Here is a 13011-nt window from a genome sequence, read left to right as displayed (position 1 = left end):
ATTTTAAATAAGGTGTTCCGTATTTTTAGAAACGAATCGGCTTATAATTTACCTAGTTTGATAACGTGTATTGATATGATGAATGCTTTGGAACGTCGCTCAACTTTTGCCTTAAGTAGTATTTTTGCACTACGCATGTTGGGCTTGTTCATGATTATTCCTGTCTTTTCTGTAGTTGGGCAGTCATATCAATATGCGACTCCAGCACTCATTGGTTTGGCTGTAGGTGTCTACGGCTTAAGTCAGGCGATTTTGCAAATTCCATTTAGCTTACTGGCAGACCGTTTTAGTCGTAAACCGCTTGTGGTCTTTGGCCTATTACTGTTTGCGATTGGTGGTGCAATTGCTGGTTTATCTGACACGATTTATGGCGTAATTATTGGCCGTGCTATTGCTGGTGCTGGTGCAGTTTCAGCGGTCGTGATGGCGCTTTTAGCCGATGTGACGCGTGAAGAGCAGCGTACTAAAGCCATGGCTGCAATGGGCATGAGTATTGGTCTGTCTTTTGTAGTGGCGTTTAGCCTTGGACCTTGGCTCACAAGCCTTGTAGGCATTTCTGGTTTGTTCTTTGTCACGACCATCATGGGCTTAATTGCGATTGCGATGTTATTGCTTGTGCCTAAAGTCACTCGTCATCATCGTAATTATCAGCAAGGCTACATGGCACAGCTTAAGCAAGTCATTCAAATGGGTGATTTAAACCGTTTGCACGTTTCGGTTTTTGCACTTCACTTATTACTTACTGCCATGTTTATTTATGTGCCTTCACAACTTATCGAGTTTGCACATATTCCTCTGGCGAGCCACGGGCTGGTGTATTTGCCACTTTTGGTTATTAGCCTGTTCTTTGCATTTCCAAGCATTATCATTGCTGAAAAATATCGCAAAATGCGCGGGATTTTCTTAACAGCAATTACAGGAATTATTGCAGGTTTGCTGCTGCTCATATTTGGTTATCAATCCAAATATGTATTACTTGCAGGTCTAGGTATTTTCTTTATTGCATTTAATGTGATGGAGGCTTTATTGCCTTCTTGGCTGTCGAAGTCTGCTCCAATTCAGTCAAAAGCAACGGCTATGGGCGTAAATGCCAGTAGTCAGTTTTTAGGTGCTTTTTTTGGTGGCACACTAGGTGGTCAATTATTGATGTTACATAATACTGCGATTGGATGGAGTGTCTTAGCAGGGATTGCTATAATATGGTTGCTAATTAGTTTTGGTTTAGCTCAGCCGCGGTATTTGTCATCGATTGTGTTGCCATTGCCGCAAGTGCAACAGGTGAATGAGTGGACCACACAGCTATTGGCAATTCGTGGTATCGAAGAAGTTGTGGTGATGCCTGACCAGCAAGTTGCTTATATTAAAGTCGATAAACAGTCTCTAGATGATGCTGCGCGACGTGATTTAACGCAGTTGTTCGGTAAAGAGGTAGCCATTTAAGCATAACTCTTATAAAGTAAAACATAGAAATGTATAGGATGAAGACAGCTAATGCGTGGTGTAAATAAGGTTATTTTGGTTGGTACTTTGGGTCGTGATCCTGAAACAAAAACTTTTCCAAATGGGGGCTCGTTGACCCAATTTTCAATCGCGACAAGTGAAGCTTGGACTGATAAAAATACCGGTGAACGTAAAGAACAAACAGAATGGCACCGTATTGTTTTGCATAACCGTTTAGGGGAAATTGCTCAGCAGTTCTTGCGTAAAGGTTCTAAGGTTTATATTGAAGGTTCACTACGTACACGTCAGTGGACAGACCAAAATGGCCAAGAGCGTTACACTACAGAAATCCGTGGCGACCAGATGCAAATGTTAGATGCTCGTCAACAAGGTGAACAAGGTTTCGCTGGTGGTAATGATTTTAATCAACCACGTTTTAACGCACCTCAACAAGGTGGTAATGGTTATCAAAACAATAACAACCAAGGTGGCGGCTACGGCCAAAACAGCGGTGGTTATGGTAGCCAAGGTGGTTTCGGTAATGGTGGAAGCAACCCTCAAGCGGGTGGTTTTGCGCCTAAAGCTCCGCAACAACCAGCTTCTGCACCAGCTGATTTAGATGACGATTTACCGTTCTAATCAAAGTTTCAAAAAAGGCGAGTTTATCTCGCCTTTTTTATTACTCAATTCCAAGCAAACGTATAAGTGCCGTGCCAGCAGCTGCCAAGCAAATCACCAATAAAAGCGGTACTTTTTTCCAAACCAAGAACAGTGCTAAGCCAACACCAAATATACGCGCGAATCCCGCAAAATGTTGACCTTCAAAAAATGTAGTGGTCACGGCAATCGCACAGAGCAAAACAGTCGCACCGTTTGAGAGTAAAACTTGGTATTTTTCAGAAAATGAGAACTTGGCACCTAAGTGAAACCCAGCAAAGCGAATCCCATACGTTCCAAGTGCTAGTAAGCCTATACCTAAAATAATTATTAATTGTTGACTCATTTCTTTCTACCAAATATTAAGCCAAAAAGTGAAATTAGAATTGGAAGTCCTGAGGCCAAAAAAGGTGTGGTAATCAGTGCCAAAGTTGATCCGGCAAATGCAGCTTTTCGAGTGGATTTATTCTTTAAAGCATTAAAAGTAAGAGCAATTAAAATCGCTGGGAAAATGGCATCTAAGCCAAATGTTTTAGGGTCTGGAATAGCACTTCCAATGAAATAACCCGCAGTGACACCCAGTGGCCAACTCAGCATAATGCAAATACCACATAACCAGTAAGCAGCCTTTTTTGTTTCGAAATCGGGCTGTGCCATACCAAACAAAACGCTTTCATCGTTCATGATATGAGCCCCGAAATATCGAGAATATTTGCCACGGATTAGTTCATTGACTGCAATACCAAAAGGTAGATGTCTTAAATTGACGAGTAGTCCTGCAATCGCAGCTGCAATTGGGCTACCACCTACAGCCAAGAAACCAATAAAAATAAATTCAGCAGTTCCTGCGAGCACAAACACGGATAGACAAAGCGGGATCCAGAGCGCTAAGCCATAACTTGCAGCGAGTGAACCTAAAGACATACCAACGACACTCGTCGCTAGACATACAAAGAAAATCGAGCGGGTAGTGTCTTTACTAAGTTTTTTAATTAGAGAGTATGTGGACATAGCATGATATAACGAACGATTTTCCATTATAATGAATAAGTCTGATCGCTTTGTCAAAACGAACGATCGTTTTTTTTATAGAACGGATGTGTTGAATGTCTCAGCCAATTGAAATTATTGCCAAAGGTTTAACGCGTGAACGCCAAAGAGCAGGGCTTTCATTGGCAGAGGTTGCGCGCCGTGCAGGTGTTGCTAAATCTACACTTTCGCAGTTAGAGGCAGGGCAAGGTAACCCTAGCATTGAAACCTTATGGGCACTTTGTGTTGCACTCAATATTCCATTTGCACGGTTGATGGAAGAACCGAGTAATCAGGTACAAGTCATTCGCTGTGGTGATGGGCCAACAGTGAGTTCTGAGATTGCCAATTACAAAGCGATTTTGTTGGCGACTTGTCCGCCACATGCGCGCCGCGATGTTTATTTACTGATTGTTGAGCCAGGCGAAGACCGTCTCTCAGAGCCGCATCCAGTTGGTTCTGTGGAGCATATTATTGTGATTGAAGGTAAAGCTTTGGTGGGTTTAATTGATGAAGCTGTTGAGCTTGGAGTTGGAGACTATATTTGTTATCCAGCTGATCAAAAACATATATTTAGAGCATTAGAAACTGGTACAAAAGCATTATTAATTTCTGAACAAAACTAAAAGCTTTAAATTCATTTAAATGAAGTCTTTTCTTGTAATGAATTTAAACCTCTATTATTCATTTGTTCCAATCAGTCTAAGTAAGTTTTCTTGGGATAATGTTTTATTGTCGACTTCTTCAACCAGAGTAATTGCTTTACGAAGCAAATCTAATCCTTCATCAGTCAACTCAACTTGTTGTTCGCGTAAATCTAAAGGGTAAGGTGAAATGGTAATTAATTTACTTTTTTTTAGGCGCTGTAAAATAAGAGAAACCTGCATTTTGGGCATACCAGACATTTCAACAATCACTTTCTGTCTAATATAGGGGGTGGAAATCGATACATTTTGTTGTAATTGCCAACCAATAAGCGCGAGTATGCTGAAGTTCTGCTGAGTTAAATCTAATGGAGCTAAAACTATATCAATCTGTCTTTGCCACTTAATAAATGTTTGCCAAAATCTGAATCCTATACTTTCCATTGGAGAGGTGTGTGTAAATATATCTGGCTTTACCATTTCAATAAGACCCGTTAAGTAAAATTATAATTTTTAAAAAAATTATAGAAAGCGCAAGTATAGCTTATTTAAAATATACGTGCTGTTTACGACGAATAAGCTAAGTACAAGTTGTATCAGTTATTTATCTTAAAGCGTGTCATAGATCAAAATTATAATAAGAAAATAAAATTGAAGTGAATAGAGTTTAGTTATATTGCTGGGCCGCTTCCTGAGGAAGCGGAGGCTAGAGCAAAAATTATTTAATTAAAATTCAAATGAAGACTTCAAGTTTTGATCATTAAATAATATTTTGAGAGTAGATCTATAATTTAAAATTATCTCCTAGGTTTTACTATCGTTAATTAAATTCGCATCATGCTGACTTATTTCAAAAAAACCTCTTCGCGCAAGTATTCCCCAGTTCGGGTTACTCGTAAGTTCTAATCCTTTAATATCTTTGATGGGTTTGGATACAAAATTTGAATCAAAGATTACATCTTTTCTGAAAGGTTTAAAATCTGGAGTTTGCTCAAACTGATAGATTTCATTATTTAAAAAAGAGCATCTAAATGCGATTAGTTTTAATTCCTTACCAGCACGCATTTCAGTTCTTGGGCAATATATAAATACCTCATCGCCAGCATGAGTCGCGATGAGGGGGCCCTTTTTGCCATGGCAGACTTGAAGAATATTTAACTTTGAAGCTATTAAAGCATGTTCATAGGAAATCACAGCGATCCATGATTTCATTGGTTCATTTCTTTTTGCGTTATTTCAACAAGATTATTAACACTTTGAACAATATTCTGCTTTAAATTTTCCCAAATATTATCTTTAAAAAAATCATAGTTATGAGCTTGAGCACAAATAGTATGCTCAATTCTGTCATCAGGACATGCTGCACTTTTTTCAATAAGTGAATGTCCAATAGACATGGAGCCTATAGGAGTATGACTAGTTGTTGTAAAATGTTGTTCATCAATAAATGATGTTACACAAATAGGAACTAAATCGGGGGTTCCGTATGGAAGAATATTAATATTCTTACCCAGCTTTATTTTATTTCCATCGGATTGGGTTTCTAGTAAACCCTTATCCCAGTTGCTCCAGTTGGTAATATCATTCCAGTGCTTCCATATAAGTGGAAAGGACTCTTTTGGAATCTTAATACTATAGCTAAATGTTAACGTTTTAAGTTTATTGTTCATTAATTTTGCCTTTTATATAAGTTAATAATAGTTTTATTAAAGAATAATCAGTTGTTATGAATGACAGATTTAGCTCGAAATGAGTTGATGTCGCTAGTCATATTTAAACAAAACTTTAATAGTAAAATAATATACTATTATTTTATTAATTACAATTTTAAAATTTTGATGCTTTATCTTTATTCGATTATCCATAAGTTATTTTTTATAAACTTAAGGTACTTTTATAAATTCTAACCAAACACATCGATATTGCATACTTGGAAATCTGATTCTATTTTTATGTAAATTATTTATAGAAATATTAAATTCATGAAACGAATCTAGACCAATTTTGCGTATAAATTTTGCAATTGGCTCTCTCTTTTATTCCAAAAATGGCTCTCGTTTCTTGACTGCCGAAACGACAAATTAAAGCCATTGGAAGTATGCATACGGAAGCGCCGAATAAGCTCAGTGAATTTTCTGTTTTAGGAATTGGGCAGAACGGCTAAATTTTTAGGGGATATTTTTTGGCTTCGGAGGTTTTCCGAGACTAGCCGATATCCTCCATATATTAAGGAAAATGATATGGCAGCTCATCAAAATGGTTCTGAAGCCAATCACTCCCAAAGTTTAAAACATGGACTCAAATCACGCCACCTGACCATGATCTCGATTGCAGGGGTTATTGGTGGTTCTCTATTCGTGGGCTCAGGCAGTATTATTTACAATACCGGACCTGTAGTTTTCTTAACTTACGCTTTAGGTGGTCTACTCGTTTGGTTCATCATGCGTATGTTAGGCGAGATGGCTGTTTTAAACCCAGATAGTGGCTCTTTTTCAACATATGCTGACCGTGCGATTGGCCGTTGGGCAGGTTTCTCAATTGGTTGGTTGTACTGGTGTACTTTGGCTATGCTCATGGGTTGGGAAGCCTATGTGGCAGGAAAAATTCTAAACAATTGGTTCCCGTTTATACCGATCTGGGTCTATATGGTCGTGGTGATTGGCGCACTGGTTGTCGTTAATTTACAAAACGTGAAAAACTATGGTGAATTTGAGTTTTGGTTTGCCCTCATCAAAGTCATCGCGATTGTTATTTTTCTTGTGATTGGTAGTTTAGCGATCATGCATTTGTGGCCTTGGGGTAATCCGGCTGCTTCTGGTATTAGTAATTTAACCGCTCAAGGCTTTATGCCAAATGGTGGCTCATCCGTTATTACAGCCTTGCTTGGAGTCATGTTTGCCTACATTGGTGCTGAAATTGTTACGGTAGCGGCAGCAGAGTCGGCAAATCCATCGAAAGAAATTCGTAAAGCATCGAACTCAGTTGTTTGGCGAATTATTTTATTCTACGTTGGTTCAATGTTTGTGGCGGTATGTTTGATTCCTCACAACAATGAACTTTTGAAAGATTCAACTTGGGGAACCTATAGCGTAACTCTGTCTGCACTTGGTATTCCTGGCGCGCGCCACATCGTAAACTTTGTGGTTCTAACCTCAGTATGTAGTTGCTTTAACTCAGCTCTTTATACGTGTTCACGTATGTTGTTCTCTTTAGCTAAACGTGGTGATGCACCGAAAAGTTTTGGCTCTGTAAACAGTAAAAGTAGTCCTTGGGTAGGCGTGATTGTGTCATGCTTCTTCTCTGTAATTGCGGTAGTTTTAACTGCAACCGAGAGTATGAATGTTTATGACTTTTTCATGTTAACAACAGGTGCAGCAACACTGTATGTTTACCTGACTATTGCTTATTCTCAGCTTCGTATGCGTAAAAAGTTAGAAGCTGAAGGCGTGAAAATTGACTTTAAAATGTGGATGTTCCCTTATCTAACTTACGTGGTGATTTTTGCAATTATTGGTGCAATTCTTACCATGTTGATTGAAGGCACCTACTTTAAAGAAGTGATTTACACCACAGCATTGTTTGGCATTATTGTCTTCTTCGGATTGTTGTCTGAAAAACTGGGTTGGGGTAAAGAGCGTAGAGCGACCCATTTAACTCATAGTCATGAAGAAAAGTTGGTTTAGAATTTTTAAATAAAAAGAGCCTCATTATGAGGCTCTTTTTTATTTGTTTTAATAACAGAGGAAAGTTAATTTAGCGTAGGTACGCCTGCTTCACGTAAGCACTGCAGCAAGACGCCAAAAGCCATTACCATATCTTTTTCATTTACACATGCAAAGCCCATCAGCAGCCCACGTTCTGCATGTGCATGTGACTGCATGTAGTACTGTGAAAGAGGACGAACTTTGACACCACGTTCAAGCGCTGTGGCTGCAATCGCGACATCATCGCAAGAGTTCGGTAATTTTAAAACCAGATGTAACCCTGCCGCTTCATCATATTCATGAATAAACTCGGGGCCAAGATAACGTTGAATTAAGCTCACCAAATAGTCGCGGCGCTTGCCATAAAGTAAGCGCATACGGCGAATATGTGCTTCATAATGGCCTTCACGAATAAATTCAGCTAGAGCTTTTTGCTCAAGCAAGTGCCCACCACGATACAGCTCGGCTGCCACAATACGTAATGGTGAAAATAATGGCTTAGGTACGACTAGATATCCAATTCTTAAGGACGGATAAATGGTTTTACTGAATGTGCCCATGTACAGCACAGGCGCATCATTTTCTAAACCTTGTAAAGAGGGATAAGGCTGACCCGAGAAACGGAACTCACTGTCATAGTCATCCTCGACAATCCAGCTATTATGCTGACGTGCAATCTCAATCAATTTACGTCGGCGGTTTAGGCTTAAATGAGAGCCAAGCGGATATTGGTGGGAAGGTGTGACAAAAATGAGTTTTGGTGGCTTTGCTGGATTTTCCTCAGGAATAATACCTTCAGCATCGACAGGCATCGGTTGAATATCGAGACCATTAATACGTAACGTATTACGCATTCCCCAATAAGCTGGATCTTCAATCCAGATTTTATCTCCCATATCACTGAGCGCACGCGAGACTAAATCAATAGCTTGGTGAATGCCTTCGGTAATAATAATCTGGTCTGCATCGCACTGGACTGAACGTGCAACACGCAAGTAATCTGCCAATGCACTTCGAAGCTCAATACATCCACCTGCATTGCTATAAATCAGGCGATTAATATCGGGTTCACGGCTTAAGCGTGCTTGAATACGACTAAAAATATGATGTGGGAACTCAGTCACATCTGGTGCTCCCGGCACGAAAGCTCCCCATTGGTGTGGCGACGCTGCGGCATAGCCCAATAAGTTGGAACCACGCTGTGATAGCGCATAAGAATTTTGAACTTTCGGGCTAGAAACTACTTTTTTCTTGTTTTGTGTATTTAAAAAACTCTCTGGTAATTTTTCGGCAACCCATGTGCCGTGTCCCGTACGGGCTTCTAAGTAGCCTTCAGCTTGTAGCTGCTCATAGGCAGTGAGCACTGTATTTCTTGAAACATGAATTTCACTGGCTAAGTCGCGTGAGGCAGGTAGACGAGTCTTGGGTTGGATGACTCCATCAATAATGGCACCACGCAGGCAACGGAAAAGGCGTTGATGTAGTTTCCCTTCAGTGTCCTGTTGGAGTCGTTGCAGCAAATGATCTCCAAGTAAACTACGCAATTGGCTCTCTCCTACAGTTAAAAAGTGGCTCTCGTCAGTTGGCATCAGACGAGCGAAATTACATGCATAGGCAGTCGTTGTAAAGCACCCTGAAAATTAAGCACAGGATGCAAGAAACCAAAGCTGCAACTGATGATGAAAATATGAGGGAATCAAATGGATAATCAACATTCTGCACTTAACGCACGTAAACAGCAAGCAACTCCACGTGGTGTAGGCGTGATGTGTCAGTGGTATGCGGAAAAAGCTGAAAATGCTACGCTTTGGGACAAGGAAGGCAACCAATTCATCGACTTTGCTGGTGGTATCGCGGTTTTAAATACAGGCCATCGCCACCCTAAAGTGATTGCAGCGGTGACTGAGCAACTTACTAAATTTACTCACACTGCCTATCAAGTAACACCTTATGAAAGCTATGTCGCTTTAGCTGAGCGTATTAATGAACGCGCACCAATTGCTGGTCCTGCAAAGTCAGCTTTTTTCACAACAGGTGCAGAAGCTGTTGAAAATGCGGTGAAGATTGCTCGCTCTTACACAGGTCGTCACGGCATTATCACTTTTGGTAATGGTTTCCACGGTCGTTCATTCATGACGATGGCAATGACAGGTAAAACTGCGCCTTACAAACGTGATTTCGGTGTGATGCCAGCGGGTGTGTTCCATGCACGTTACCCAGTGCCTGCTAAAGGTATTTCAGTAGACGCGGCAATTGAAAGCGTTGAAGATATTTTCAGTGAAGATATTGCACCGCATGATGTTGCAGCAATTGTGCTTGAGCCAGTACAAGGTGAAGGCGGTTTCAATGTTGTGCCAGCTGAGTTCTTAAAACGTTTACGTTCAATTTGCGACAAGCACGGTATTTTATTGGTTGCTGACGAAGTGCAATCAGGTTTTGCCCGTACTGGTAAATTATTTGCAATGAACTATTACGAGACTAAAGCAGACTTAATTACGATGGCGAAAAGCTTGGGCGGTGGTTTCCCTATTTCAGGTGTTGTGGGCCGTGCAGAAGTGATGGATGCACCAAACCCTGGTGGTTTAGGCGGTACTTACGCAGGTAGCCCAATTGCGGTTGCTGCTGCGCATGCTGTGATTGATGCGATTGAAGAAGAAAACTTATGCGACCGTGCAAATGAATTAGGTGCAGAGTTAGTTGTTACCCTTAAAGATATTCAACAAGCAACAGGCGACGTCGTAACTGATATTCGTGCATTAGGTTCAATGGTTGCAGTAGAACTTGAAACAGCTGAGCAAGCAAAAGTTGTACAAAACTATGCAATGGAAAACGGGTTGTTACTTCTTACTTGTGGTAAATACGGTAATGTAATTCGTTTCTTATATCCATTAACCATTCCTGCTGAGCAATTCCGCCAAGGTCTTGATATCTTGAAACAAGGTTTTGCAACTCTAAAAGCAGGTAGTGCAAAAGCAATGGAGCAATCTGCATGATTCAAAATGATTTGCAGTATTTATTAAAACACCCTGATATTTCATTAGAAGCACCTGCATCAAATGACTATATCGAAGTTAATGATGCTGCTACAGGTGAAACTTTGGCATGGGTAAAAACCTATGACCGTGCAGGAGTTGAAGCCGCAATTAACCGTTCAGCAAAAGCGCAGGCTGCTTGGAAAAAGCAAACTGCTTTGGCACGTGCTGATGTGCTATTGGCATGGTACAACCTCATGCTTGAGCACAAAGAAAATCTGGCTCAAATCTTAACGGCTGAGCAAGGTAAGCCATTGGCAGAAGCACGTGGTGAAATTGGTTATGCAGCATCTTTCATACGCTGGTTTGCCGAGCAAGCTCGCCGTATTGATGGTGAAGTTTTAACACCAACCTTGCCAAATCAACGTCTGCTTGTGATTAAACAAGCGATTGGTGTTACAGCTGCAATTACGCCGTGGAACTTCCCAGCTGCCATGATTACGCGTAAAGCAGGCCCAGCCATTGCTGCGGGTTGTTCAATGTTGGTTAAACCGGCAGAGCAAACACCATTAACAGCTTACGCACTTGAAGTATTGGCGTTACAGGCAGGTTTACCAGCTGATGTTTTAATTAACATTAGTGGTGATGCAGTTGAAGTTGGTAAAACACTATGTGAAAGCGATATTGTTCGTAAGTTAAGCTTCACAGGTTCAACTCAAGTTGGCCGTATCTTGATGCAACAATGTGCGCCAACCATTAAAAAGCTTTCGCTTGAACTCGGTGGTAATGCACCAGTTGTGGTATTTGACGATGCTAACCTTGAGCAAGCTGTTCAGGGCATTATGGCAAGTAAATATCGTAACAGCGGTCAAACCTGTGTATGTGCGAACCGTATTTATGTTCAAGACGGTATTTATGATGCATTGGCAGAGCGTTTGGTTGAAGCCGTGTCTAAGCTTAAAGTTGGTGATGGCCGTCAAGAAGGTTCAACTCAAGGGCCTTTAATTGATGAAGATGCGATTGCAAAAGTTCAGTCTCATATTGCAGATGCAACTGAGAAAGGCGCAACAGTTCGTATTGGTGGTCAACGCTCGGCACTTGGCGGCACATTCTTTGAGCCAACAGTTTTAACTGGCGTAACGCAAGACATGAAAGTGTCTAAAGAAGAAACTTTTGGTCCGCTTGCACCACTATTCCGCTTTAAAACTGAAGATGAAGCAGTGGCAATGGCGAATGATACCGAGTTTGGTTTAGCTGCTTATTTATTTACTCAAAGCACAGCTCGTCAATGGCGAGTGGGTGAAGCACTTGAGTACGGTATGGTCGGCATTAACACGGGCGCGATTTCAAATGAAGTTGCTCCGTTTGGTGGCGTAAAACAGTCAGGTCTAGGTCGTGAAGGTTCAAAATTCGGCATCGAAGAATATGTCGAAATGAAATACCTCTGCGTAGACTTATCTGAGTAAGGAATAAAGCGAGTTCGTTTTGTTCTGAACGAAAACATACAGTTATGCTGTATGTGATGTTTCACAAAAAACCGGTCATGCCCATTCGTGACCGGTTTTTTATTTTAAGTCGATAGATAGCCATCACGACTTTCAGGCAAACGCCTGAGTTCATCAATCAGCGTTTCAATGAGCTTTTCAACCACAAGACGCTGGCCTTTTCTCGAAACATAAACCATTTGCAGCGTACCAATATTCGACTTCCAGTCAGGAAGAATATGTATAAGCGTACCTTTACGAATTTCAGATTCGACGGTCAAAAAAGGAAGGTCGGCAATGCCTAAACCATCCATGACGGCATAATACACACCAGCCAAATCATTACTTTTTATTCGTGGTTGATAAGGCACATCAACAGTTTCACCATTACGAATATTGCATAGATGCCAAATAGGATTTTGCTTTTGAGTACCTAAGCTAATACTTGGAAAGTCCTGTAATTCTGAATAATGTTCAATGATGCGACCTTGCAACAATTCAGGCGAAGCCACCAAACAATGATCGGTTTTAATCACATCACGAACAATTAAATTCGAATCTTCATTCGGTTCAAAATTTGTCCGAATCGCGAGGTCGATGTCATCATGCAAGATATCTACTCGACGGCTTGTTAGCTCAAGAGCAATCTCAACTTTGGGGTAGGTTTTTAAAAACTGATTTAAAATTTTTCTAATTTGAAAATGCATCATTAAAGGTGGGCAACTTACTTTTACCAGACCTTGAGGCTCACTTTTTTGCTTTAATAACACGTTTTCTGCACATTCAACTTGACTAATAACTTTGCAGCATTCCTCATAAAACTCTTGGCCTAAATCGGTCACCTTAAAATGACGTGTTGTCCTTTGAATCAGGCTGACATTAAATTTATTTTCAAGGTCAATAATGCGTCGGCTGAGCTTAGATTTACTAATATTTTCGGCTTCACTAGCCGCACTAAAACCGCCGTGTTTTACGACCAAATAAAAATAATAAAAATCATCAAAAGAGCTTATCAATGTCCGATCAATCCATTTAAATTTAAGATTAGAGCGCTTAAGGCACTCTAATCTTGGCAATAGAA

Annotated in this window: 13 protein-coding genes; 6 read left to right on the top strand and 7 right to left on the bottom strand. The window is 40.6% G+C overall.

The window, feature by feature from the left end:
• The first annotated feature begins 75 nt into the window (after positions 1–75).
• Complete coding sequence (locus AW165_RS04375; RefSeq protein ID WP_005078603.1) at positions 76–1440, top strand: MFS transporter; 1365 nt, start codon at positions 76–78, stop codon at positions 1438–1440.
• 51 nt (positions 1441–1491) lie between these two features.
• Positions 1492–2079: a single-stranded DNA-binding protein gene (gene ssb, locus AW165_RS04370; RefSeq protein ID WP_005804461.1), complete on the top strand. Its 588-nt coding sequence runs from the start codon at positions 1492–1494 to the stop codon at positions 2077–2079.
• Positions 2080–2119: 40 nt separating this feature from the next.
• Here ssb and AW165_RS04365 read toward each other — a convergent pair whose 3' ends face one another.
• Together AW165_RS04365 and AW165_RS04360 are read right to left on the bottom strand one after the other, a co-directional pair.
• Complete coding sequence (locus tag AW165_RS04365; RefSeq protein ID WP_060465068.1) at positions 2120–2443, bottom strand: AzlD domain-containing protein; 324 nt, start codon at positions 2441–2443, stop codon at positions 2120–2122.
• Positions 2440–3135 carry an AzlC family ABC transporter permease gene (locus AW165_RS04360; RefSeq protein WP_005804464.1) on the bottom strand — a complete coding sequence of 232 codons (696 nt, stop codon included), beginning with the start codon at positions 3133–3135 and terminating at the stop codon, positions 2440–2442. The genes AW165_RS04365 and AW165_RS04360 overlap by 4 nt, the downstream gene beginning before the upstream one ends.
• A gap of 68 nt (positions 3136–3203) precedes the next feature.
• Here AW165_RS04360 and AW165_RS04355 point away from each other — a divergent pair, with 68 nt between their 5' ends.
• Positions 3204–3752: a helix-turn-helix domain-containing protein gene (locus tag AW165_RS04355; RefSeq protein ID WP_060465067.1), complete on the top strand. Its 549-nt coding sequence runs from the start codon at positions 3204–3206 to the stop codon at positions 3750–3752.
• Between the two features lie 54 nt (positions 3753–3806).
• Here the strand turns inward: AW165_RS04355 and AW165_RS04350 are convergent, their stop codons facing one another.
• The 3 genes from AW165_RS04350 to AW165_RS04340 all read right to left on the bottom strand — a co-directional run bounded on the left by AW165_RS04350 (position 3807) and on the right by AW165_RS04340 (position 5440).
• Positions 3807–4250: a MarR family winged helix-turn-helix transcriptional regulator gene (locus AW165_RS04350; protein ID WP_139120927.1), complete on the bottom strand. Its 444-nt coding sequence runs from the start codon at positions 4248–4250 to the stop codon at positions 3807–3809.
• Between the two features lie 324 nt (positions 4251–4574).
• Positions 4575–4982, bottom strand: coding sequence for an EVE domain-containing protein (locus AW165_RS04345; RefSeq protein WP_060465065.1), 408 nt, complete (start codon positions 4980–4982; stop codon positions 4575–4577).
• Positions 4979–5440, bottom strand: coding sequence for a hypothetical protein (locus tag AW165_RS04340; RefSeq protein ID WP_060465064.1), 462 nt, complete (start codon positions 5438–5440; stop codon positions 4979–4981). The genes AW165_RS04345 and AW165_RS04340 overlap by 4 nt, the downstream gene beginning before the upstream one ends.
• 570 nt (positions 5441–6010) lie before the next feature.
• Between AW165_RS04340 and AW165_RS04335 the strand changes: the two genes are divergently transcribed.
• A complete protein-coding gene (locus AW165_RS04335; protein ID WP_060465063.1) occupies positions 6011–7453 on the top strand; it encodes an amino acid permease in 1443 nt (480 codons plus the stop codon).
• Between the two features lie 65 nt (positions 7454–7518).
• Here the strand turns inward: AW165_RS04335 and AW165_RS04330 are convergent, their stop codons facing one another.
• Positions 7519–9018: a PLP-dependent aminotransferase family protein gene (locus AW165_RS04330; RefSeq protein WP_017402825.1), complete on the bottom strand. Its 1500-nt coding sequence runs from the start codon at positions 9016–9018 to the stop codon at positions 7519–7521.
• A gap of 156 nt (positions 9019–9174) precedes the next feature.
• On the opposite strand from AW165_RS04330, the gene gabT reads away from it, so the two are divergent.
• Both gabT and AW165_RS04320 read left to right on the top strand, forming a co-directional pair.
• A complete protein-coding gene (gene gabT / locus AW165_RS04325; protein WP_032057184.1) occupies positions 9175–10467 on the top strand; it encodes a 4-aminobutyrate--2-oxoglutarate transaminase in 1293 nt (430 codons plus the stop codon).
• On the top strand, positions 10464–11912 hold the full coding sequence (locus AW165_RS04320; RefSeq protein WP_060465062.1) for an NAD-dependent succinate-semialdehyde dehydrogenase: 1449 nt from the start codon (positions 10464–10466) through the stop codon (positions 11910–11912). Before gabT ends, AW165_RS04320 begins: the two co-directional genes overlap by 4 nt.
• Before the next feature lie 104 nt (positions 11913–12016).
• On the opposite strand, the gene AW165_RS04315 is transcribed toward AW165_RS04320, so the two are convergent.
• The gene (locus AW165_RS04315; protein ID WP_060465061.1) at positions 12017–13006 is read right to left on the bottom strand and encodes a LysR substrate-binding domain-containing protein; all 990 of its coding nucleotides are present in this window, start codon (positions 13004–13006) and stop codon (positions 12017–12019) included.
• Positions 13007–13011: the final 5 nt, after the last annotated feature.

This window comes from Acinetobacter sp. LMB-5 (assembly GCF_001541635.1).
Classification (GTDB): Bacteria; Pseudomonadota; Gammaproteobacteria; order Pseudomonadales; family Moraxellaceae; genus Acinetobacter; species Acinetobacter pittii.
Note: the sequence above shows the minus strand (reverse complement) of the source record. Positions and strands in the feature narration are given on the sequence as shown.